Source organism: Monashia sp. NPDC004114 (assembly GCF_053603855.1).
This window is the reverse complement of the sequence record NZ_JBSGGK010000003.1, coordinates 392199-413741: the sequence shown is the minus strand read 5'-3', so window position 1 is coordinate 413741 and position 21543 is coordinate 392199. Positions and strand designations below refer to the sequence as shown.

Here is a 21543-nt window from a genome sequence, read left to right as displayed (position 1 = left end):
CAAGGGGCAATTCGCCTACGCCGGCGAGCTCGGCCCGCCACACGGCCCACCGAGAGCCGCGTCGAAGGCCGCTCGGATCCCGATCGGAGCATTCAGGACAGGTGAGCGCTCACTCCCGGCCGGCACGAGAATTCGCTTGACGCACAAGGAATCCACCGCTCTTACCTATGGCGCTACGGCCTCCGTGGTGCCATGCTCAGTGGAGCAACATCTATCGAGCCCGTGAGGGCCCCGGTACTCGTGGGCGTTTTGCGCAGAAAGGTCGAATCTGACGCGCTTAATGTGATGCAATCTTCACCTAGCCTCTCGCGTTAGCACCCGGTCGCCGTTTAGACTGGAGGCAGCGAAGGGTTGGGCCCGCACGAACCGCGCCCAGCCCTTCTGCATGTGCTGGCTCGCGCTGTCCCCCTGTCGGTGCGAGCCAGCTCAAGCAGAGACGGACCCGGATGCGTCAAGCATCCGGGTCCGTCTCTTTGTGTCGTCAGGACGAGCGCACGTCAGGGCTCAGGGGGGCTCAGGCGGGCGCAGCTCGGGCTCAGGCAGGGCCGTCTCCGTTGGGCGCGGGCTTGGACCGGGCCGTGCTGCGCCCGGTCGTGCGCTTGCGCGTTGCGCCGTGGGGCGTGCTGCTGCCACCGGCGGCCTCACCTTCCACCGCGTCGGCGCCAGGGTTCCCGTCCACAGCGGTGACCTGACCCTCGGCTGCTGCCGTGGCCTCGTCGAGCTCGGCCTGCGGGTCGTCGATCTTGGACTCCACCGCGCTGGTCACGTCCTCGGCGGTGTGGCCGAGCTGGTCGCTCGCCGTGCCGGTGAGGTCGGCCGCCTCGTCCGCAGCTGCTGCGGCGGCGTCGGCCGCTCCCGCGCCGGCCTCGTCGACCGCGTCGGACGAGCGGTCCTTGGCGTCGGCGATCGCGGCCTGGCCCTTGGCCGCCAGGTCGCTTGCCTTGTGCTTGGCGGCGTCGGCGAGCTCCGCGCTCTTCTCCTTGGCCTTGGCGGCAGCGTCGGCCACCGCCTCCTTGGCGTGCTCGACCTGTCCCGCCGCCTTGTCCTTGATCGATGCGGCGCTCGACGTCGAGGTGTCCGCGCTGTCAAGCGGCGTGGCCCACGGGTCGTCGGCCTGCTTCTGCCGGCGGAACGCGGCGATGGCCGCCACGGCCGCAGCCCCGAGCCCGATGAGGATGAGCCACTTGGCCTTGCCGCCCTTCTTCTTCGCCACGGCGTCACCCTTGAGGACGAGGTACGCATCCTTGGCGCGGTCGCCGCTGAATGCTGCGGACTCACGGGCCTGTGCGGCTGCCTGCTCCAGGTGGGGCGCGGCCGCCTCCTTCGCCTGCTCGGCACCCGCCGCGACTGCCGCGGCAGCCGTCGCGAGCGCTGCACCGACCTTGGGCAGGACCGTGTCGACGAACGTCGCCTGGGCGGCCTCGACCTTCGGCTTCGCGCGCTCGGCCGCCTCGTGGAGCTTCACCTTCGCGGTCTCGGCCGCCTCCTGGAGCGTCGGCATGGCGGCCTCCTTCGCATCGCCGAGGCGCTCGCGAGCGGCACCCGCTGCATCGCCGACGGCGGGGCCGACACTCTCGCGCGCCTGTGCCACGTGCTCCTTGGCGCTCGCGGCGGCGCTGCCTGCGGCATCACGGGCGCTCTCGGTGAACGTGTCGAGCTGTTCGCCGACCCGCGCACCCAGGTCCGCTGCGGTTGAGCGCACCTCGTCGACGGCATTATCGGCGCTGGACTGCTTCTGGAACATACGTCCTCCTAAGTCCTCTCGTCCTTACCCATCCTGTCAACATCCGGCTACGTGCCGCGAGGTCCCCCACAGGCGCGTCGTGAATGCACGAGCCCCACTCGTTGCGTCATGGCATATGCCGTCGGGCCAGATCCGCTCACGTCGTCGCGTTCCGGTCGGGCTGCGGACCGGCGTCCTCGGCCACGGGTGGCTCGCTGAGAGTGGGGGCATCCGCCGGGGTCTCGTGGCTGGTCACGACGTCCTCGAGCGACGTGTCGTGCAGCGCCTCGTGCGCCGGAGCGGGCAGGTCACCGGACGCGGCGTCGAACCCGGACTCGTCGCGGCTGCCCGGCGAGTCCTCCGTCGCGGCCTGGGTCGCGGCACCGGCCGCGTCCGCGACGGGCACGTCATCGGCCGACCCGGCGGCATCCCCCGACGCGCGGCCGCACTCGGCGACCTTGTCGACGCCCCGGTGCACCTGCTCCTTGACCTTCGCGACGGTGTCGGAGTACTTGTCGTGCGTCTTCTCGTCGAACTTGGCTCCAGCCTGCTCGACGTAACCCCCGATCTTCTCGCGGTTCTGGGTCGCGAAGTCGCCCGCCTTCTCGCGCGCCTGCTTCGCAGCCTTGGCGGCGGCATCCTGCAGCTGCTTGGCCATGCCCTCGAGGTCGAGGTCCTCGACCTTCCTCTTCATGTTGTCCTTGAACGACATCCGGCACTCCGTCCTGGGTCCCGCTCGATGGGTGGTGATGCGTCGATCGCCCGGCTCACCTCGATCCTTCCCCTCGGGCACCGGTGGGTCCAGACCTGCGCAGCACGGCATACCTCGGCGGCCATGCGAGGATTGGGCCCATGAAGGCAACCCTGCACACGAACTACGGGGACATCGTCCTCGATCTCTTCCCGCACCAGGCGCCCAAGACGGTCGAGAACTTCGTCGGTCTTGCCAAGGGTGAGAAGGAGTACAAGGACGACGCCGGCCGCACCAACCCGACGCCCTTCTACGACGGACTCATCTTCCACCGGATCATCCCCAACTTCATGATCCAGGGCGGTTGTCCCATCGGTCAGGGCTTCGGCGGCCCGGGCTACGCGTTCGACGACGAGATCAGCCCGGACAAGAACTTCAACCAGCCGTACGTCCTCGCCATGGCCAATGCCGGCAAGCGAATGGGCCGCGGCACCAACGGCTCCCAGTTCTTCATCACCACTGCGGCCACGACCTGGCTCCAGGGCAAGCACACGATCTTCGGCGAGGTGGCCGACGCTCCGTCGCGCGCCGTCGTCGACAAGATCGGCGCCGTCGCGACCGGCCCGAACGACAAGCCGGTCGAGGACGTCGTCATCAACTCGGTGACGATCGAAGACTGACCAGCCACACACTCGCACCACAAGCACGCACCACGCTCGACGCACGACGGACGAGACCGGCGAAGGGATCCCATTGTCCGACAACGGCACCGGCGGCCAGCCACCGATGACCCAGCGGCCGCAGCAGCCCCCCGCCGGTCCGTCCGTCTGCCCACGCCACCCGGACCGCGAGGCCTATGTCCGCTGCCAGCGGTGTGGCCGGCCCGCGTGCCCGGAGTGCCAGCGACCCGCCGCGGTCGGCATCCAGTGCGTCGACTGCGTCCGCGAGGCCGCACGCACCTCGCCGTCCGCCCGCACCGTCTTCGGCGGTCGAGCCACCGACGGCAGGCCGATCGTCACCTACACGCTGATCGGGATCTGTGCGGTCGTCTACCTGCTCCAGCGGGTCGACCCCTCCGTCACGATCAACTACGCCTTCGCGCCCGCTCTCGGCTGGAGCGAGCCCTGGCGCTTCCTCACCGCGGCGTTCCTGCACTCGCCCGACACGATCTTCCACATCGTGCTCAACATGTTCGCGCTGTGGATGATGGGGCAGTACCTCGAGCCGATGCTCGGCCGGGCGCGGTTCCTCGCGGTCTATCTCATCAGCGGCATCGGCGGCCAGGTCGCGGTCACGCTGTTCGCGGGCAACCCGACCATCGAGGGCATCCAGCGCAACGAGGACCCGTGGATCGGGCTCGTCCTCGGCGCCTCCGGCGCGATCTTCGGCCTCTTCGGGGCTCTGCTCGTGCTCAACCGGCACCTCGGCCGCTCGTCCGCGGCGATGTACGCGACGATCGCCATCAACGCCGCGTTCGGGTTCCTCTACCCCGGGATCTCCTGGCAGGCCCACCTCGGTGGCTTCCTGACGGGCCTGGCCTGCGCCGGCGTCATCGTGCTGTTCCGACGGCAGAGCTCCCGTTTCCTCGTGTGGCTGGGCCTGGCCGGGGTCCTCGGTGTGCTCGCCGTGGTGACGGTGCTCAAGTACCTCTCCGTCCCCGCCTACTTCCGCTAGCCCGCCGTCCGCTGACCGCCCCGGACGCCCGCCGAACGGACGGAGCCACACGTGCACCTCGTGAACGTCATCGGCCCGCCGGCGGCGGGCAAGATGACCGTCGGTCGGGAGCTCTGTGAGCTGACCGGCTTCAGGCTTTTCCACAACCACATGTCGATCGAGCCCCTGCTCGGGGTGTTCGACTTCGGCACGCCGTCGTTCAGCCGCCTCAACTCGATGATCCGGCGAGAGGTGATCGCGGAGGCGGTCGCCGCGGACCTTCCCGGACTCGTCTTCACCTACGCGTGGGACTTCGACGACCCCCGTGAGCTCCAGCGGGTCGAGCACCTCATCGAGCCCGTCGTCCGGGCCGGGTGCCCGGTCGACTTCGTCGAGCTGTATGCCGCTCAGCCCATCCGGTTGGCCCGTGAGGGAGGCGCCGACCGGATGGATCACAAGCGCAGCAAGCGCGACGTCGAGTGGGCTCGCGCGCACGTCGTCGAGCTCGACCAGCGGGCCCGCTTCAACACCGACCCGACCGCGGAGCCTGCCGACTGGCCGCTACCGCAGCACCGGCTTGTGCGGCTCGACAACAGCCACGCATCGCCCCGTGTGACGGCCGAGCGGATCATCGACGAGCTCGGGCTGCCGGGCTGTTGACCGAGCGGGTGCCGGATGAGCCGCGCTCGTGGCGCATCGGGCCGTGCTGTGCCGACGATGCGTTCCGTCGAGGGTGCGCCGAACAGGGTTGTCCACTGCTGTGGACAACCCTGTGGATGTAGTTACACCCCTGTCATTCATCCCCAACTGGGGACAAGCCTGTGGACAACCTGTCCACCGGGTGGGGACGCCTGTGTAGAAACCGCCACGCAACGGGCGGTCAGCGCCACCGCATCGTCATGATGAAACCGCCCATGAGCAGCACGAAGCCGATCGCGAGGTTCCAGACGCCGATCGCACCGATCGGATACTTGTAGGCGGACACGTAGTACACGACGATCCACAGCAGTCCGACCACGAGAAGCGTGATGAAGACCGGTGCCCACCAGGTGGGGTTCGGCTCGGTGGCCTTGCTCTTGGCCGGCGGTGTGAACGCGGCAGCCTTGTGGTCGCGTCCTCGGGACTCGGGCACTGCTCTCTCCTTGGTCTGAGTTGTGCACAGCCTAATGCGTCGAGTGGCCGCGTCGTCACAGGTAGCCCGTCGAAGGTCACCGTGACGGACCGGGTGTGACGACGCGGCCACTCGACGGGCACAATAAGCGGACGAAGTGTGCCGTCCGCAGACACGAGGTGCCCCCGCATGAACGCCGACCCGGTCCAGCCGGTCGACGATTCGACCGACGAGCCGACCGACGAGCCGGTTGCTGAGGTGTCTCCCGAGTCCGCGGCCGACCCGACCGACGGTGGCCCAGAGCACAAGCCTGAGCAGAAGGCAGGGTCGAAGCCAGGGTCGAAGCGGGCCTCTCGGCGGTTCACCTGGGGCGTCCTCGTGCCGGTCGTGACGGCGGCCGCGGGGATCATGTTCGCGATGAGCTTCAAGGCGGCGCAGGGCAGCGACCTTCGGGCCGACCGCGACCTTCCGCAGCTCATCATGGCCGGCGACGACCGGGTCGCCGAGAAGGCCGCCCAGCTCGACGAGCTCCAGAAGGAGGTCGACTCGCTGTCCAAGGCCAACGCCCCGAGCGACGCCCGCCTCAGCGCGCTGACCAAGACGGGCGACACGCTCTCGCGCGACGCCGCCACGACGAAGGTGTCCGGGCCGGCCATCGAGGTGTCGCTCGACGACGCCCACCGCACCGCCGAGTCGCTGCCCGACGGCTTCACCGCCGATGACATCGTCGTGCACCAGCAGGACGTCCAGGCGGTCGTCAACGCCCTGTGGTCCTCCGGCGCCGAGGCGATGATGATCCAGGACCAGCGCGTCATCTCCACGAGCGCGGTCCGGTGTGTCGGCAACACCCTGATCCTGCAGGGCCGGGTCTACTCCCCGCCCTACCGCATCACCGCGATCGGCGACATCAGCCGGATGCAGCAGGGCCTCGACGCCGACGGGTCCATCGCGATCTACAAGGAATATGTCGACGCCGTGGGTCTCGGCTGGAACGTGCAGACGCACGCGTCACGAGACTTCCCGGCATACTCGGGCTCGGTCGACTTCCAGTACGCCCAGCCGATCCGCTGAGCCTCCCGACCCGGCTGTCGCCACCAGAACCGAAGCACCGTCCCACGTGAGGCCGTGATGAGCACCCGAATCCTCGTCGTCGACAACTACGACAGCTTCGTCTACACGATCGTCGGCTACCTCGAGCAGCTCGGCGCCGAGTGCACCGTCGTGCGCAACGACGCCGTGGCACCCGAGGAGGCGGCGGCCTACGACGGGGTTCTGGTGTCGCCGGGGCCCGGGACCCCGGAGGACGCCGGCGTCTCGATGGCGATCATCCGCGAGTGTGCACGGCTGGCCAAGCCGATGTTCGGGGTGTGCCTCGGGCACCAGGCGCTCGGTGTCGTCGCCGGCGCGACCGTCGACCGCGCGCCTGAGCTGCTGCACGGCAAGACCTCGCTGGTGCACCACGATGGCACTGGTGTGCTGGAGGGCCTGCCGTCGCCGTTCACGGCGACCCGCTACCACTCGCTGACCATCGACCCCGCGACAGTGCCGGATGAGCTCGTCTCGACCGGACACACCGACAGCGGGCTGATCATGGCGGTCCGGCACCGCGAGCTCCCCCTGCACGGAGTGCAGTTCCACCCCGAGAGTGTCCTCACCGAGGGCGGCCACCGGATGCTCGCCAACTTCCTCGCGATGTGCGGCGACACCGAGGCGGTCGCCCGGTCGGCCGGGCTCAGCCCCCTCGTCACCGCCGCGATCTAGCTCGTCCATGACCAAGGGCCCCAGCCGGTCGGCTGAGGCCCTGGGTCAGGTTGCTACTGCTGGGTCGGTGGCGGGGTCGGCTCCGTCGTCGTCGTTGTCGTCGGTGGCGTCGTCGGTGGGGGCACCGTGATCGTCTGAGTCGGCGCCTTGGCGACCTTGACCGTGATCTTGGTGCCGCGCGGGACCACCTCGCCCGCCTTCGCGACGTCGAGGACCTGGCCCTCGGTCTTGGAGGACTCGACGGCCTCCTTGACCGGGTCGAGCCCGGCAGTCTGCAGCGCGGGCGCGGCGAGGGCCCAGTCCTGGCCGACGAGGTTGTCAGGCACGACGACGTTGCCCGTCGCGTAGTAGATGACGATCGAGGCACCCTTGGCCACCGTCGCGTTGGCCGCGGGGCTGGTCTTGGTGACCTTGTCCTTCGTCTGCGCTGTCGTGTTCTCCTGGCGGAACTCGGCGACCTTGAAGCCCTGGTTCTCGAGCTCGGTGCGCGCCTCGTCCTTGTCGAACCCGGTCACGTCCGGCACGGTCGCCTGGTCCGGACCGGTCGACACGACATACTTCACCGTCGACTGCACGGCGAGCTGGGTGCCTGACTTCGGGTCCTGGCTGATGATCAGGCCCTCGTTCACGTCAGCGCTCGGGGCGGTGCTCTTCTCGCCCTTGAGGTTCGCGTTCTCCAGCGCCTGTAGTGCCGACGCCTCGTTCTTGCCCTCGAGCTGCGGCACCGCGACCGTCTGCACCGGCGGGGTCTGGTTGCCGAACCACGTCACGGCACCCCAGCCGACGAGGCCGAGCAGGATCAGCGCGAGCACCGTGAAGAGCGCGGCCCGGCCCCGGTGTCGCTCCCGCCCGTCGGACTCGTCATGCCCGACAGCGGGCATGCCGGCGGTGTTGCTGTAGCGGTCGCTGCGCGAGGTGACGCTCGGCTGGACCGCGGTCGGGGTGCCCGCAGCGGCATACGACTGGGGCAGGGTCTGGGTGGCTGCCGCCCCGATGGCGGCCCCGGTGCCGAGCGCCGCGGCGCTGATCGGACGCCCGTAGCGGACGTTCTCGAGGTCCTGCCGGAAAGACGTGGCGTCCTGGTAGCGCGCCTCGCGGTCCTTCTCGAGCGAGTGCAGGGTGACCGCGTCGAGGTCGCCGCCCACGGCGTCGTTCCACACGCTCGGCGGCTGCGGCAGCTCGCCGACGTGCTGGTAGGCGATCGCCACCGGCGAGTCGCCCAGGAACGGGGGACGTCCAGCGAGCAGCTCGAACAGCAGACACCCCGTGGAGTAGAGGTCCGAACGCGCGTCGACGGTCTGGCCCTGGGCCTGCTCCGGGGAGAGGTACTGCGCCGTGCCGACGACCGACTGCGTCTGCGTCATGGTCGCCGCGGTGTCGGCGATCGCGCGGGCGATGCCGAAGTCCATCACCTTGACCATGCCGGTCTCCGTGATCATGACGTTCGCCGGCTTGATGTCACGGTGGACGATGCCCATCCGGTGGCTGTAGGCGAGGGCGTCGAGGATGCCCTCGGTGAGGCGGATCGCCTCGGCCGGGTCGAGCTGGGTGTGCTCGGACAGCTTCTGGCGCAGCGTCTGACCGTCGACGTACTCCATGACCATGTACGGGAGCTTGGTCTGCGTGCCGTTGGGGCCGTCGATGAGCGTGTCGTCCTCGCCGGAGTCGAAGATGGCGACGATCGAGGGATGGTTGAGACCGGCGGCGGACTGGGCCTCGCGGCGGAAGCGCATGAGGAAGTTCGCGTCGCGCGCCAGGTCGGAGCGAAGCATCTTGATCGCGACCTTGCGACCGAGCCGCGTGTCATGACCGAGGTGCACGTCGGCCATGCCGCCGCGACCGATGAGCTCGCCGACCTCGTAGCGTCCGCCGAGGACACGGGGTGTGGGGATCACCTCGTTCGCCTCCGTCGGCTCGGGCGGTCGGCCGGGTGCCATGGGCTGCTGCTGGTCCACTCGTCGGACTCCTGGGTCGCGCGGATCGAGCTGGTCTGTCATGTCAATTCCCCCTGCCCCTTCCCTTGCCCTTGCCGGGGTGGGTGGGCTCCTGGCTGGTCGACGGCGTCGCCGAGGTCGTCGTCGGCTGGGTCTTCGTCGTGGTCGTGGCTGCTGTCGCCGACGCGGAGGTCGTCGTCCTCTGCGTCGGCTTGCTGGGGGTCGTCGCGGCAGGATGGCTGCTTGCGGACCCGCCGGTGGAGGTCGGTGGTACGCCGCCGTTGACGAGCCCGCCGAGCGCGAAGGCTCCCCAGGCGACCAGTGCGACGAGCGGGACGGCGAGCCACGCCCACCGCCGCGAGACGGAGTGCTCCTTCGGGGCAGGCGCCTGCGCGGCCCGGACGTCCGCGCGCCTGGTCACGAGCGGCATCGCTCGGGTCGCGCCGACGGTCCCGACAGGCGCGACCGCCTCGACCCGCTCCGTGGCTCCCACGGGGACCGTGGCGGCGGTGACATCGCCGAAGCCCAGGGCGGCGGCGACGGTCCGCGCATCGGCCGGCCGGTCGGCCGGCGTCTTCGCCAGGGATGACTCGACGACGGCGCGCAGGTCCGCGGGGACGGTTGGCGGCAGTGGAGGTGGCGCGTCGTGCACCTGCGCGATGGCCGTAGCCACCGGCATACCGTGGTCGAACGGCCTTGTGCCCGTGAGCATCTCGTGCGCGACGATGCCGAGGGCATACACGTCGCTGGCCGACGTCGCCGGCTGGCCGAGCGCCTGCTCAGGGCTGATGTAGTGAGGAGTGCCGAGGACCTCGCCCGTCGCCGTGTGACCCGAGCCGTCGCCGAGGCGGGCGATGCCGAAGTCCGTGAGCTTCACCTGGCCCTGCGGCGTGACGATGATGTTCGCCGGCTTCACGTCCCGGTGCACGACACCGGAATCGTGCGCGGCGGCGAGCGCCAGAGCTGCCTGGCCGACCACCGAGCGCACATCGTCGGGTGACATGCCGCCCGGCGCCTCCCGGATCAGCTCACCGAGCGTGTGGCCCGGGACGAGCTCCATGACGAGGTATGCCGTGCCGTCCTGCTCGCCGTAGTCGAACACCGACGCGATGTTCGGGTGCTGCAGGACAGCGCTGCTGAGAGCCTCGTCGCGGAATCGCTCCAGGAACGACTCGTCGGGACCCTGCGGGCGCATCACCTTGACGGCGACCTGGCGCTGCAGCACCTCGTCGGTCGCCTCCCACACGTCGCCCATGCCGCCCGAGGCGACGAGCGTGCCCACGAGGTAGCGGCCACCGAGGGTCGAGCCGGAGGCGATGGTCACTTGTTCAACACCGCCTCCATCACAGCTCGCGCGATCGGCGCGGCCACCCGGCCGCCACCGATCTCGCTGCCCGTGACGCCGCCGTCCTCGACGACGACCGCCACGGCCACCTTCGGGTCGTGGGCCGGGGCGAACGAGATGAACCACGCGTGCGGCGGCTTGCCCGGGTCGTGCTGCGCCGTGCCCGTCTTGCCCGCCACCTCGACGCCATCGATCTGGGCACGGGCGCCGCTGCCGTGGTCGACGACCGAGACCATCATCTTGGTGAGGATCTCCGCGGTCTGTGGTGACACGGCCTGGGACATCTCGACCGGGTCCGGCGTCGACTGGATCAGGTCGAGGTTGGCGCTGCGGATCGTGTCGATGAGGTACGGCGTCATGACCTTGCCCTGGTTGGCGATCCCCGCCGCCACCATCGCCATCTGCAGCGGCGTCGTGCGCACGTCGTACTGGCCGATCGCGGACTGCGCCGACTGCGGCGCGTTGAGGTCGGCCGGCACCGAGCTCGGCGTGACCCGCATCGGGACCTGCAGCGTGAAGTTGCCGAACCCGAACTTCTCGGCCTGCGCCCGGATCTTCTCGCCCCCGAGCTCCAGCCCCAGCGACCCGAACGCCGTGTTGCACGAGATCTCGAGCGCGTGGATGAGGGTGGTCTTGTTGTTCGGGCCGCAGGGACGGCCGTTCTCGTTGGGCAGGTTGGTGGTCGTCAGCGGCAGGTCGAGCGTGGCCGGGCCGGGCACCACGGAGTTCTCGTCGGTGACGAGGCCGTTCTCGAGCGCGGCCGCGGCCGTGACGACCTTGAAGGTCGATCCCGGCGGGTAGAGCTCGTTGATGGTGCGGTTGAGGAACGGCTTGTCGGGGTCGTTGGACAGCGACTTCCAGGCGCTGGCGGCCTTGTTGAGGTCGTGGCTGGAGATCGGGTTCGGGTCGTACTGCGGGTGGCTCACCATCGCCAGGATCGCGCCCGTTGTCGGGTCGAGCGCGACGACCGCGCCGTGGCTCTTGCCCAGCGCCTGGTCGGCCGCCTGCTGCGCCTTGGGGTCGATCGTCAGCTCGAGCGTCGCGCCCGAGGTCCGGCGGCCGGTCAGAAGGTCCGTCATGCGTCGCACGAACAGGGCGTCGGAGTCACCCGACAGGAGGTCGTCGGAGGCATGCTCGAGGCCGTACGGCGCGCCGACGGCATACGAGTAGAAGCCGGTGGTCTGCGAGTAGAGCTCAGCCTGGGGGTACGTGCGCAGAAAGCGGTACTGGTCCTCTACCGAGACCGACTTGGCGATGGGCTGGCCGGCGACGATGATCGCCCCACGCTCACGGCTGTAGTTGTCGAGGATGGTGCGCTTGTTGGCGGCCATCGCGTTGAGCGACTTCGACTGCGCGAACTGCACCAGCGTCGATGCCACGAGCAGCGCCGTGAAGAGCGCGGCGATGACGACGGACAGGCGGCGGATCGGGGTGTTCACGACAGCTTCACCACCTGGGTGACGTCGGCCGGCGCGGGCTCGTCGGCCGCGACGCCGACCGGGATCTCGGGCATCGGGCGACGGGCCTGATCCGAGATGCGCAACAGCAGCGCGGTGATGACCCAGTTCGCGAGCAGCGACGAGCCGCCGAGCGAGAGGAACGGCGTGGTGAGACCCGTCAGCGGGATGACCCGGGTGACGCCCCCGATGACGATGAAGAGCTGGAACGCGACGGAGAACGTCAGGCCGATCGCCAGCAGCTTGCCGAACCCGTCACGCACCCCGAGCGCGGTGCGGACGCCGCGCTCGCAGAAGATGAGATAGAGCATGAGGATCGCGACCGCCCCGAACAGGCCGAGCTCCTCGGCCATGCTCGGGAAGATGAAGTCGCTCTCGGCGAAGGACGTGAGCCAGGGGCGGCCAGCGCCGAGCCCGGTGCCGGTCAGGCCGCCGGCAGCCATGCCCCAGAGGCCGTTGGCCAGCTGGTTGGACAGCTCGAGGTTGCCCGCCGAGAACGGGTCGAGCCACAGATCGACGCGCTTCTGGAAATGGGCGAACGCGGAGAAGGCGAAGACGACCGCCAGCCCGAACAGCAGCAGGCCGATCGCGATCCACGAGACCCGCTCGGTGGCGACGTAGAGCATCGCGACGAACAGGCCGAAGAACAGCAGGGCGGTGCCGAGGTCCTTCTCGAAGACGAGGATGAGCACGGCGAGCAGCCATGCGACGAGGATCGGGCCGAGGTCGCGCCCGCGCGGGAAGGTGAAACCCAGCACCTTCTTGCCTGCGAGCGACAGCACGTCACGGGTCTGCACGAGGTAGCCGGCGAAGAAGATCGCCAGGGCGATCTTGGCGAACTCCCCCGGCTGGAAGCTCATCGGGCCCACGGAGATCCAGATCTGCGAGCCGTTGATCGTCTGCCCGAGCCCCGGCACGAGAGGCAGGATGAGCAGCCCGAAACCGACGACCATCGACACGTAGGTGTAGCGACGCAGCAGGCGGTGGTCGCGCAGCACGAGGATGACCGCGATGGCCAGGACGACAGCCAGCGTCGTCCAGATGATCTGGCGGTAGGCGTCCCCGTCAGCGCCGAGCTTGCCCCGAGCGAGGTCGAGCCGGTGGATCATGACGAGCCCGAGACCGTTGAGCACCGTGACGACCGGCAGGAGCACCGGGTCCGCGTACGACGCCTTCCACCTCAGCACGACGTGCACCGAGAGCGCGAGCACGGTGAAGCCGCCCGCAACGGGGATGATGTTGGCCGGCACCGTGCCGTTGCGATTGAGATCGGTCGTGATCCACGCGAGGAGCACGATGCCGATGGCGAGGACCAGCAGCCCGAGCTCGGCGTTGCGCCGGGTAGGTGGGTGGAGCGGTTCGACGGTCGTGGTCATGCTGCCACCAGGTCTGCACCATTGTCGGTGACGTGCAGGGCAGCCGCGCCCACCGGCGGCGGCGTGGTGATCGTGGCCGGGAGCGTCGGCACGACCGACTGGCTCGGTGTCGGCGTCGTGCCGCAGGGCGTCCCGGTCGCGGCAAGGAGCTGGCATCGCTCCGCCTCGACCCGCAGCTTGTCGACCTTGCCCTGCGCATCGGCGAGGTCGCGCACCGGGATCGTGTTCGTGACCGCGCCTTGGATGTCCGAGGGCAGGTCGGAGACGAGGACGTCGGACTGCGACTCGACGTGGCTCAGGACGATCGGGCCGAGATTCTGCGACACGCCGCGGAAGATCGCCACGTGCCCGTCCTCGGCGGCCACGAAGAACTGCTTCTGCGACCAGGCGTACGCGGCATACCCACCCGCACCGAGGATGGCCGCGACGACGATGATGCCGATCGTGCGGCGGATCCTCCGGCCACGGCGCGAACGGGCGCGGTCCTCGGCGAGCTCGACCCCGTCGTCGGCGTCGTCGGAGCGAGCCCGGCCGGTGGCCTCGCGCGACAGCGCCGCCGCCTTCTCGGCAGGACTCGTCGGGATGGCCCGCGTGTTGTTCCGCAGCCGCTTGGCAGCGGCTCCGACAACCTGCGGGACCGTCGTGGGCAGGTCGTCGCCGTTGGCGTCCACGACGTCGGCGATGATCACGGTCACGTTGTCACGCGTGCTCGCCTTGAGGGCGACCTCGATGCATCGGTCGGCCGCCTCGTCGGGCGTCCTGGCCTCGCGCAGGATCTCTTCGATGACGTCCGCGCCGACGAAGTCGGACAGCCCGTCGCTGCACAGGAGGAAGCGGTCGCCCACCTTCGCCTCGCGCAACGACGTGTCCGGCTCGTCGTCGGGCTGGCCGGTCATGACCCGGGTCACGACGGACCGCTGCGGGTGGGTGCCGGCCTCCTCCCTGGAGATCCGGCCCTCGTCGATGAGCTGCTGGACGAAGGAGTGGTCCTTGGTGATCTGCGAGAACGAGTCGCCTCGGAGCATGAACGCCCGCGAGTCGCCGATGTGGGCCATGGCGAGCTTGTTGCCCGTGCGGAGCATGACGATCGTCGTCGAGCCCATCCCGGCGAGGTCGGAGTTCTCGCGCATGGCCCTGGTGAGCTTGGCGTTCGCGCCGTGCAGGGTCTCCTCGAGCAGCGGGATCGCCTGGTCGGCGGTCACGTCCTCCTCGTCGAGCGGGGCCAGCTCTCCCACGATCATCGAGCTCGCGACGTCGCCCGCGGCGTGACCACCCATGCCGTCAGCGAGGACGAGCAGGTTGGGGCCGGCATACCCGGAGTCCTCGTTGCGCGACTTGGGTCCAAGGCCCAGGTCGGAGCGCGCGGCATAGCGCAGGGCGATGGCCATCCGCTCAGCCTCGCAGTTCGAGGACGGTCTTGCCGATACGCAGGGTGGTGCCGATCTCGACGGGCCGCGCGCCGGTCAGGCGGTCGCGGCCGATGAACGTGCCGTTGGTCGAGCCGAGGTCCTCGACGAGCCAGCCCTGGCCCGAAGGGTCGGGGTAGATGCGGCAGTGCCGTCCCGACGCGTAGTCGTCGTCGAGGACGAGTGCGCACTCGGGGTTGCGCCCGATGAGCACGCCGCCACTGCGCAGCGGCAGCGACGTCCCCGCCAGCGGGCCCTCGGTGACCACGAGGAGCGTCGGTACGCCCTTGCGCCCGCGCCCGCGACGGGCCGGCGCCGAGTCCGGCACGGGCGAGGTGACCGCTCCGGCAGGGACGACGGGCGCCGGGACTGGCGCCGGGGCCTGGCGGGAGGCGCGCTGCTGCTCCTTCTCCTGCCGCTTCATGGCCTTGCGCTGGGTGCGTCGGCTCACCGACGTGCCGTAGATGTCGGTCCGGAGCACGCCGACCACACTGAAGATGAAGATCCACAGCAGCGCCAGCAGACCCAGCCGAAGCAGGGTCAGCGTGAGTTCACTCATGCATTCACCGGCGCCCGACTCGGAAGATCGCGGTGGTGCGGCCCAGGGTCAACCGGTCGCCGTCGTGCAGTCGCTGGCTCGTGATGCGCTCGCCGTTGACGAAAGTGCCGTTGGTGGAGTTGAGGTCCCGGATCGAGGTGACCAGGTGAGGGCCGTCGGTGGTGACCCGGATCTCACTGTGCCGTCGGGAGACTCCGGGGTCGTCGACGACCACATCGGCGGTGTCGTCGCGGCCGAGGGTCGTCAGGCTGCCGAGCAGCGGGTAGCGGTCGCCGCCGATGTCGAGCCACGGCCTTGCGGACGGGTTGGCGCGCGGAGGGTGGTTGACCGGCGGCTGCGCGACTGCGGTCCCGCCCGGAGCGTGCTGACGCTGCGGGACCGGGGCCACCGGCTCGTGGCCGCCGCGCTTGGCCGTTGCAGGCCGCACCCGGAACACGCCAGTCTCCAGCCCCTCGCCGAGCACGAGTTCGACCTCGAGGGGGCCGCCCGGCTGGTAACCCTGGGAGTCGGCGTGCTCCTGCGCGGCGGCGACGAGGTCGTCGGACAGGTCGTCCTCGTAGTCGGCGAGCCGGTCGTAGTCGGTCTGGCTCAGCTCGATCGTGTAAAGATTCGGAACCATCGCCCGCCCATGGCCGAGCAGGGCGGCGCGGTCGTCCATCGCGCGCCGGATCGCCGAGGCGATCTCGACCGGCTGCACCTCGGACTTGAAGGCCTTCGCGAAGGCGCCGTGGACCGCTTTGGCGAGACCATGCTCGACACGGTTGATGATTCCCACGCCGTCTCCTCCTCGTCCTCGCGCGCCGACCGGGGGCTTCATCGTAACCGGGAAGACCCCGTCGACCTTCAACCGACAGCCCCCTGCACTCATGCTGAATAGGGCCGGAAAGGGCGATTCGTGCCTCACGGTCCGTGGTCTGCCGGTTTGATGTCACGCGGAAGCATGGGACGATCTCACGGGGCCTCCGGCGGGCCCAGCATGTGGTAGGTCAGCAAGGAGCGCTCGATGAGCAAGGACGAGACCGGCAACAACGAGGGCCAGGGACTCCCTGGCTACTCCGCAAACAACTCCATTCCGGGAGGTTTCGCCCTCCCGATCCCCTCAGGGTCGAGCGGGGGACACGTGGACGAGACCCCTGCGAGCGCCGACCCCTGGTCCTCCACCTGGGACGACCGTTCGTGGCAGCCGGGCCGCAACGGCGCCGACCGAAGCGTCGAGACGGGCGTCAACGACTGGTCCGACTCCTCCGAGTACGACGGTGAGTACACCGCGGAGTACGAAAGCGCCTACAACAACAACGGTCACTCCCACCGCGGTCAGAACGGCTCGTCGCCCTGGGAGCCGAGTGGCTCCGAGACGAGACAAGGGACGACGACCGACGACCCGTACGCGTCCGGCGAGGCTGACCCCTTCGACACGAGCCGCTTCAGCAGCGTCTCGGCGTCCGACTCCTCCGATCCGTACGACACCGACTCCTACTCGAGCTCCTACTCGGGCTCGTACTCCGCCACCTCCACCGACTCCTACGCCTCGACCGACACGGACCGATGGTCGATCCAGAGCGAGACGGACAGCGCCCAGCAGGAGTACACCGGCTGGACGCCCGCCGGCTACGACGCCAGCACGGACACCTCCACGGACCACTACTCGACAGACCACAGGGCCGCCCAGCGGGCGTATGCCGCGACGCCGACGATCGACCCCGACGTGGCCGAAGCGGCGGCTGAGGGTGGCTACGAGCTCGAGGAGACGGCATACGACTTTCCGGCAGCGCGCAGCGGCAGCTCGGAGCGTCCCAGCGCCGACGACCTCATCACCGCACGTCAGAAGGGCGAGCGGAACAAGACCAAGGCCTCCTCGGGGCTGCGTCGCGCGTTCGGCCTCGGGCCGGGCGTCAAGGAGCTCATCGAGCGCGACCGCATCGACCGCATCGCCCGTCCGCTCAACGGCCGCAAGACGATCATGGTCATCAACACCAAGGGTGGCGGCGGCAAGACCCTCGTCACGCTGATGCTCGCGACCTACCTGGGGCGCTACCGCTCCGGCTCGACGCTCGCCTGGGACAACAACGAGACCGAGGGCACCCTCGGTATGCGTGCGCCCTCGTCGAGCCATCACCGCACGGTCGTCGACCTGCTGGGTGCGCTGCCCTCGATCGCGATGGACCCGAATGCCGGCACCTCGGAGCTCGAGCACTGGGTGCGTGAGCAGCGCGGGCTTTCGTTCGACGTGCTCGCGTCGGCCGACGACGACGAGGCGATGCGGATCATCGGTGAGCAGGAGTTCGAGGACCTGCACACCCAGCTGTCGCGCTTCTACCGCATGATCGTCATCGACACCGGCAACAACCGGCTCTCACCGAACTGGCTCTCCGCGGCCGCACGCGCCGACATGCTCGTGTTCGCGACGTCGCTCAAGGACGACACGTCCGTGGTCGCAGCGAAGAACCTCGACGCGCTCGTCGCGATGGGTCGTGGCGACCTGGTCCGCAACGCCGTCTGCGTGATCTCGCACACGTCGGCCAAGGGCAACGACGTCGGCGCGGGGGTGCACACGCGCGAGCACTTCGAGCAGTGGGTCCGCGCCGTCGTCGACATCCCTTACGACCCGGCGCTCGCGCCCGGGCTGCACCTCGACCCGATGAAGATCAGCCGCAAGACCCACGACTCCTGCATGGAGATGGCAGCCGTCGTCGTCGACGGACTCTGATCCCGTCCGGCTACCGTCGACGTGGCCGTCATCGCGCTCACTGGAGCGAGCGGGCGGATCGGCACGACCATCCGCCCGCAGTTGACCGACGCCGGGCACGAGCTGGTGCTCTGTGACTCGGTCGACGTGCCGGATGCCGGTGGGGCCCGGGTCCTGGTGGCTGACCTGCGCGACGTCGAGGCGCACGCCCAGGCCTTCGCCGGAGCCGACCTCGTCCTGCACCTCGGCGCGCTGTCCGACGAGCGGCCCTGGCCCGAGCTGCTCGCGGTGAACATCGACGGCACGCGGGCCGTGTGCGAGGCCGCCCGGCTCGCGGGGGTCTTGCGCATGGTGCTCGCCAGCTCGGTCCACGCCGCCGGCTTCGTGTCGGTCGACTCCCCCGCCGCACGCGACGGTATGCCGCTGCCCGCCCCCGACACGTACTACGGCGTCAGCAAGGCCGCGGTCGAGGCGATCGGCGCTCTGTATGCCGCCCGGTTCGGGATGACGGTCGTCAGCGCCCGGATCATGACCTTCGGGCACCGGCCTGACGGGGCGGGCTCGCTTCAGTCGTGGCTCTCACCCGGCGACATGACCCGGCTGGTCCTCGCAGCGTTGAGGACCGACGCCGTCGGCCACCACGTCGTCTGGGGAGTCTCCGCCAACACGCGCAGGGTGGTCGACCTCGCGCCCGGGCGGGTCATCGGCTACGAGCCCGTGGACGACGCCGAGACGTATGCCGCAGCCGTCGCCGCAGCGGCCGAGAGCCCGCGGTCGGACACTGCTCATCTGCTCGGCGGGGCCTTCGCGTCGGACTCGTATCGCCTCGGCGAGCCGCACGGCGGCCGCTGACGGCGGCGACGCGCGGCCCGGTTTGGTGATCTGGCGCCGCATACAGCACACTGTGTCCTTGTCACGCGCGAGTGGCGGAACGGCAGACGCGCTGTCTTCAGGTGGCAGTGTCCTTACGGGCGTGGGGGTTCAAATCCCCCCTCGCGCACGCGATGACGAAGGGCCCCGGTCGAGAGATCGGGGCCCTTTCGCGTTTGCCTGGGGCCCTTCGTCATCGCGTATGAACAGGCGGATTTGGGAGGACGAGGGAGCGCTAGCGACCGAGGACGGTTCCCCCCTCGCGCGACCAGCCGCCGCGCGGTTCTCCGATCTCCCTCGGGCCAAGGGGGCTCAGGGGGACTCAGGGGGCTCAGGGGGCTCGGTGCCGCCATCCGACTCCGCGTCGCCTGCAGTATCCGGCCCATCCGAGGTCGCGCTGAGGCGCCTGACCAGCTCAGCGTCGCGTCCGCGGACCAGCAGCCAGATGTTGCCCGACAGAGCGAGACGCTCATCCGGGGGCGAGGCGTTCAACGTGCTTTCGACCAGGCGAACGGTGAGGTCCACCTGGCTCAGACCCTCGCTCGTCCCGCCGCGCGCGCCCTCGTCCCGCGCGCCGTCGTCCCGGCCGACGGGCTGCGCCCGGTTACCTAGCACGGATGCCGGCTCGCCGAACGCCTCTGCGTCGACCGGACGGCCGAGCCGAGCAAGTGCGTCCAGGACCTGTCGCCTGCTGTGGTCGGTCGAGGAGCCCCGTTCCGCCGCCCGGACGGTCCCCTCCGCGATGTTGGCCTCGTCGGCGACCCGGTGCCTGCTGATCTTCGGTCGCAGCTCGCGCACACGACGGATCTCAGCGCCGAGCCGCACCCTCCTGTCCATTGACGTCTCGTCCACCATGTTCTCCTCGCCGTTATCGCGGTTGTTGCAGGTTTGACGTCCCCGAGTCTGACAGATGGACGGGGTGAACACGCAATGTACACAGCAGAAGCGCAGAAACCGACAATCGCGATATCGGTGCAGCGCAGGGTCTGGCGAGCAGCACAGGTTCGGTGGCGCGGCGAGGCCGCCGGCACGGCTAGAAGGCCGGGACGCCTGCCTCGTTGACAAGCACCTCGATGAGCATGCGGAGGTCGCCACGCCGGATCGGGCCGCGGCAGCGCTCGAGAAGCTCGCGCCACTCCCGCGCGCCGAGCCCGGCCAGCGGGGTCAGGTCTCTCTCGTCGAACAACCTCGCGGCCCGCAAGCCGTTGAGCATCGCCTGCCTCCAGTCCCGGTCAGGCGCGCTCGGGTAGGCCTGTCGTGCGGCCCCACTCTGATGGGTGCGCTGGCGCATCAGCGAGACGCTGACTCCGAACCGGGCTGCGCCCACCCGAAGGGGCAAGCCGACTCGGGCGCAGGCTGTGGCGGCGTCGCGGGGGACCAGCAGGACGCCGGCGAGTCGATCGGCCTCCTGCTCCATGTCGCCGTCCCACACGCGGCATCCGCCGGGGCCGGTCGCCGAGCTCGGCTTGTGCTCGAGCAGCAGGTGGGCGAGCTCATGGGCCAGCGAGTTGGACCGGCGCCCGGGCGGATGGGCCGGGTTGACCACGATGAGACGGGAGGTCCCGCTGACCACCGTCCCTGCCGAGAAGCTCTCCGGGCTGGCCACGGTGAGGTGGTGGATGGACGACGGCCGGGCACCTGCCGCCAGGAGTGCGTCGAGGGGGACTACCGGCACACCCCATGCGGCGGCGAGGGTTTCGCAGTCGAGGTGGTCGTCGGCCTCGAGGCCGATCTCCGATCGCACGGCAAGCGCCAGCGCCTCGGCCTCGGTGACGAACCCCTCCCGCATCCGGGTCCCGTCAGTCCTTCGACCGGCGGGTGGCCAGGCGCATCGCCGCCTGGAGGATGTCGTCGATCGCGGCCGCGGTCTCTGGATCGAGGTCCTTGTCGGCGCGCAGCAGGCTGGCAACGGCCTGGGTGACGGCGTCGGGTGAGGGTCGGGCGGTGTCGTCCTCGATGCGGAGGAACTCCTCGGCCGGGATGCCGAGCCAGTGGACCAGGGAGGCGAAGCTGTCCACGTCGGGCCGGTTGCCGTTGGCCATGCGGCTCAATGTCGAGGGCCCGACACCGGACTCGTGCGCCACCTGTCGCCAGGAGATCCCACGGTGCTGTCTCTGCGAGTCGAGCGTGAGATACAGCGCGTTCACATCGAGGCGAGCCGGGCTCATCGCACCTCCCATCCCCGAAGCCGAGGTTGTGTGATCGGATCAGTGTTTGACATGAGCAACACTGCTACGTATTGTGAAAGTGGCACACCGTTGCAGAAGTGCAACAAGCGGGCCGTGTCTCTTTCTATCAGGCGGGTCCGACAGCGGCATGCGATCAGGGGACGGGGTGGGACGGGTGGGCATATATGGGCGGCTGAGCTCGGCAGGGGTGCAGGCCTACTCCGGAGCGGAGGCCGAGAGGCGCTCGATCAGCTCGGCGTTGCGTCCGCGGATCAACAGCCAGATGTTGCTTTCGAGCACATTGCGCTCCTCCGGCGGCGACGCATTCAGCGTGCTCTCGACCAGACGGACGGTGAGCTCGACCTCGTTCAGGCCCTCCGTCGTCACACGTCGCGCCTGGTCAGGCCCTTCGCCTGCGCCATTGGCGGCGGTGTCGTCGGCCGGAGTCGGCTCGACCGGACGACCAAGCCGGGCGAGCGCTTCCATGACTCGTCGCGTGCTGTGGTCGATCGACGCGCCGCGCTCCACGGCTCGCACGGTGCCCTCCGCGACCTGGGCCTCGTCCGCAACGCGCTGTCGGCTGATCTTGGGGCGCCGTTCGCGCACACGCCTGATCTCAGCGCCCAGCCGGGCCTTCTCGTCCTTCGTCGCTTCGTCCATCCCAAGCCTCCTCAATCTGCCGGTTTCCATATCGCAGCACCAAGCATCCGTAATTCTGGCAGATCTATCAAGCAGCGACGCAAGTTGGTTGCGCCGGCGAGGATGGCCTGCGACACGCCGATGTCGTTTCCACGCGATAGCGT

At 69.6% G+C, this 21543-nt stretch carries 21 protein-coding genes and 1 tRNA gene; 8 read left to right on the top strand and 14 right to left on the bottom strand.

The window, feature by feature from the left end:
• Positions 1 to 535: 535 nt before the first annotated feature.
• Entirely contained in the window at positions 536 to 1744 is a 1209-nt protein-coding gene (locus ACWEOW_RS06795; RefSeq protein WP_452268413.1) for a hypothetical protein, read from the bottom strand.
• A gap of 136 nt (positions 1745 to 1880) precedes the next feature.
• Positions 1881 to 2435 (bottom strand): antitoxin, encoded by a 555-nt coding sequence (locus tag ACWEOW_RS06790; RefSeq protein ID WP_452268412.1) that lies wholly within the window; start codon positions 2433 to 2435, stop codon positions 1881 to 1883.
• A 140-nt stretch (positions 2436 to 2575) separates the two neighbouring features.
• Between ACWEOW_RS06790 and ACWEOW_RS06785 the strand changes: the two genes are divergently transcribed.
• The 3 genes from ACWEOW_RS06785 to ACWEOW_RS06775 all read left to right on the top strand — a co-directional run bounded on the left by ACWEOW_RS06785 (position 2576) and on the right by ACWEOW_RS06775 (position 4727).
• Positions 2576 to 3094 (top strand): peptidylprolyl isomerase, encoded by a 519-nt coding sequence (locus ACWEOW_RS06785; RefSeq protein WP_452268411.1) that lies wholly within the window; start codon positions 2576 to 2578, stop codon positions 3092 to 3094.
• Between the two features lie 73 nt (positions 3095 to 3167).
• Complete coding sequence (locus ACWEOW_RS06780; protein WP_452268410.1) at positions 3168 to 4088, top strand: rhomboid family intramembrane serine protease; 921 nt, start codon at positions 3168 to 3170, stop codon at positions 4086 to 4088.
• A 51-nt stretch (positions 4089 to 4139) separates the two neighbouring features.
• Positions 4140 to 4727 carry an AAA family ATPase gene (locus tag ACWEOW_RS06775; RefSeq protein ID WP_452268409.1) on the top strand — a complete coding sequence of 196 codons (588 nt, stop codon included), beginning with the start codon at positions 4140 to 4142 and terminating at the stop codon, positions 4725 to 4727.
• A gap of 220 nt (positions 4728 to 4947) precedes the next feature.
• Here the strand turns inward: ACWEOW_RS06775 and ACWEOW_RS06770 are convergent, their stop codons facing one another.
• Positions 4948 to 5199: a cell division protein CrgA gene (locus ACWEOW_RS06770; RefSeq protein WP_452268408.1), complete on the bottom strand. Its 252-nt coding sequence runs from the start codon at positions 5197 to 5199 to the stop codon at positions 4948 to 4950.
• A gap of 168 nt (positions 5200 to 5367) precedes the next feature.
• On the opposite strand from ACWEOW_RS06770, the gene ACWEOW_RS06765 reads away from it, so the two are divergent.
• Both ACWEOW_RS06765 and ACWEOW_RS06760 read left to right on the top strand, forming a co-directional pair.
• Positions 5368 to 6249, top strand: a complete 882-nt coding sequence (locus ACWEOW_RS06765; protein ID WP_452268407.1) for a DUF881 domain-containing protein — start codon at positions 5368 to 5370, stop codon at positions 6247 to 6249.
• Between the two features lie 57 nt (positions 6250 to 6306).
• Positions 6307 to 6939: an aminodeoxychorismate/anthranilate synthase component II gene (locus tag ACWEOW_RS06760; RefSeq protein WP_452268406.1), complete on the top strand. Its 633-nt coding sequence runs from the start codon at positions 6307 to 6309 to the stop codon at positions 6937 to 6939.
• Positions 6940 to 6992: 53 nt separating this feature from the next.
• Here the strand turns inward: ACWEOW_RS06760 and pknB are convergent, their stop codons facing one another.
• The 7 genes from pknB to ACWEOW_RS06725 are packed head-to-tail and all read right to left on the bottom strand — an operon-like array spanning position 6993 to position 15791.
• Positions 6993 to 8936 (bottom strand): Stk1 family PASTA domain-containing Ser/Thr kinase, encoded by a 1944-nt coding sequence (pknB, locus tag ACWEOW_RS06755; protein ID WP_452268405.1) that lies wholly within the window; start codon positions 8934 to 8936, stop codon positions 6993 to 6995.
• A gap of 1 nt (position 8937) precedes the next feature.
• Positions 8938 to 10197 (bottom strand): serine/threonine-protein kinase, encoded by a 1260-nt coding sequence (locus ACWEOW_RS06750; RefSeq protein WP_452268404.1) that lies wholly within the window; start codon positions 10195 to 10197, stop codon positions 8938 to 8940.
• On the bottom strand, positions 10194 to 11657 hold the full coding sequence (locus ACWEOW_RS06745; protein ID WP_452268403.1) for a peptidoglycan D,D-transpeptidase FtsI family protein: 1464 nt from the start codon (positions 11655 to 11657) through the stop codon (positions 10194 to 10196). The genes ACWEOW_RS06750 and ACWEOW_RS06745 overlap by 4 nt, the downstream gene beginning before the upstream one ends.
• Complete coding sequence (locus ACWEOW_RS06740; protein ID WP_452268402.1) at positions 11654 to 13051, bottom strand: FtsW/RodA/SpoVE family cell cycle protein; 1398 nt, start codon at positions 13049 to 13051, stop codon at positions 11654 to 11656. The genes ACWEOW_RS06745 and ACWEOW_RS06740 overlap by 4 nt, the downstream gene beginning before the upstream one ends.
• The gene (locus ACWEOW_RS06735) at positions 13048 to 14439 is read right to left on the bottom strand and encodes a PP2C family protein-serine/threonine phosphatase (protein ID WP_452268401.1); all 1392 of its coding nucleotides are present in this window, start codon (positions 14437 to 14439) and stop codon (positions 13048 to 13050) included. The genes ACWEOW_RS06740 and ACWEOW_RS06735 overlap by 4 nt, the downstream gene beginning before the upstream one ends.
• 4 nt (positions 14440 to 14443) lie before the next feature.
• A complete protein-coding gene (locus ACWEOW_RS06730) occupies positions 14444 to 15016 on the bottom strand; it encodes an FHA domain-containing protein FhaB/FipA (RefSeq protein WP_452268400.1) in 573 nt (190 codons plus the stop codon).
• Between the two features lie 4 nt (positions 15017 to 15020).
• Positions 15021 to 15791, bottom strand: a complete 771-nt coding sequence (locus tag ACWEOW_RS06725) for an FhaA domain-containing protein (RefSeq protein WP_452268399.1) — start codon at positions 15789 to 15791, stop codon at positions 15021 to 15023.
• A 228-nt stretch (positions 15792 to 16019) separates the two neighbouring features.
• Between ACWEOW_RS06725 and ACWEOW_RS06720 the strand changes: the two genes are divergently transcribed.
• The 3 genes from ACWEOW_RS06720 to ACWEOW_RS06710 all read left to right on the top strand — a co-directional run bounded on the left by ACWEOW_RS06720 (position 16020) and on the right by ACWEOW_RS06710 (position 18702).
• Positions 16020 to 17723: a MinD/ParA family ATP-binding protein gene (locus ACWEOW_RS06720; RefSeq protein ID WP_452268398.1), complete on the top strand. Its 1704-nt coding sequence runs from the start codon at positions 16020 to 16022 to the stop codon at positions 17721 to 17723.
• 21 nt (positions 17724 to 17744) lie between these two features.
• A complete protein-coding gene (locus ACWEOW_RS06715; RefSeq protein WP_452268397.1) occupies positions 17745 to 18554 on the top strand; it encodes an NAD-dependent epimerase/dehydratase family protein in 810 nt (269 codons plus the stop codon).
• Between the two features lie 65 nt (positions 18555 to 18619).
• A tRNA-Leu gene (locus tag ACWEOW_RS06710) sits at positions 18620 to 18702 on the top strand.
• 182 nt (positions 18703 to 18884) lie between these two features.
• Here the strand turns inward: ACWEOW_RS06710 and ACWEOW_RS06705 are convergent.
• The 4 genes from ACWEOW_RS06705 to ACWEOW_RS06690 form a co-directional block, all read right to left on the bottom strand.
• A complete protein-coding gene (locus tag ACWEOW_RS06705; protein WP_452268396.1) occupies positions 18885 to 19424 on the bottom strand; it encodes a hypothetical protein in 540 nt (179 codons plus the stop codon).
• A 181-nt stretch (positions 19425 to 19605) separates the two neighbouring features.
• Positions 19606 to 20361 (bottom strand): ImmA/IrrE family metallo-endopeptidase, encoded by a 756-nt coding sequence (locus ACWEOW_RS06700; RefSeq protein ID WP_452268395.1) that lies wholly within the window; start codon positions 20359 to 20361, stop codon positions 19606 to 19608.
• Between the two features lie 10 nt (positions 20362 to 20371).
• Positions 20372 to 20740, bottom strand: a complete 369-nt coding sequence (locus ACWEOW_RS06695; RefSeq protein WP_452268394.1) for a helix-turn-helix domain-containing protein — start codon at positions 20738 to 20740, stop codon at positions 20372 to 20374.
• A gap of 216 nt (positions 20741 to 20956) precedes the next feature.
• Positions 20957 to 21400, bottom strand: a complete 444-nt coding sequence (locus tag ACWEOW_RS06690) for a hypothetical protein (RefSeq protein ID WP_452268393.1) — start codon at positions 21398 to 21400, stop codon at positions 20957 to 20959.
• Positions 21401 to 21543 lie beyond the last annotated feature (143 nt).

Excerpts from the sequence above, each read along its gene's own strand:
- ACWEOW_RS06735 (WP_452268401.1), bottom strand. The coding sequence starts at position 14,439 with ATGGCCATCGCCCTGCGCTATGCCGCGCGCTCCGACCTGGGCCTTGGA.
- ACWEOW_RS06695 (WP_452268394.1), bottom strand. The coding sequence starts at position 20,740 with ATGAGCCCGGCTCGCCTCGATGTGAACGCGCTGTATCTCACGCTCGAC.
- ACWEOW_RS06720 (WP_452268398.1), top strand. The coding sequence starts at position 16,020 with ATGAGCAAGGACGAGACCGGCAACAACGAGGGCCAGGGACTCCCTGGC.
- ACWEOW_RS06765 (WP_452268407.1), top strand. The coding sequence starts at position 5,368 with ATGAACGCCGACCCGGTCCAGCCGGTCGACGATTCGACCGACGAGCCG.
- pknB (WP_452268405.1), bottom strand. The coding sequence starts at position 8,936 with ATGACAGACCAGCTCGATCCGCGCGACCCAGGAGTCCGACGAGTGGAC.
- ACWEOW_RS06700 (WP_452268395.1), bottom strand. The coding sequence starts at position 20,361 with ATGCGGGAGGGGTTCGTCACCGAGGCCGAGGCGCTGGCGCTTGCCGTG.
- ACWEOW_RS06760 (WP_452268406.1), top strand. The coding sequence starts at position 6,307 with ATGAGCACCCGAATCCTCGTCGTCGACAACTACGACAGCTTCGTCTAC.
- ACWEOW_RS06740 (WP_452268402.1), bottom strand. The coding sequence starts at position 13,051 with ATGACCACGACCGTCGAACCGCTCCACCCACCTACCCGGCGCAACGCC.
- ACWEOW_RS06795 (WP_452268413.1), bottom strand. The coding sequence starts at position 1,744 with ATGTTCCAGAAGCAGTCCAGCGCCGATAATGCCGTCGACGAGGTGCGC.
- ACWEOW_RS06730 (WP_452268400.1), bottom strand. The coding sequence starts at position 15,016 with ATGAGTGAACTCACGCTGACCCTGCTTCGGCTGGGTCTGCTGGCGCTG.
- ACWEOW_RS06790 (WP_452268412.1), bottom strand. The coding sequence starts at position 2,435 with ATGTCGTTCAAGGACAACATGAAGAGGAAGGTCGAGGACCTCGACCTC.
- ACWEOW_RS06785 (WP_452268411.1), top strand. The coding sequence starts at position 2,576 with ATGAAGGCAACCCTGCACACGAACTACGGGGACATCGTCCTCGATCTC.
- ACWEOW_RS06690 (WP_452268393.1), bottom strand. The coding sequence starts at position 21,400 with ATGGACGAAGCGACGAAGGACGAGAAGGCCCGGCTGGGCGCTGAGATC.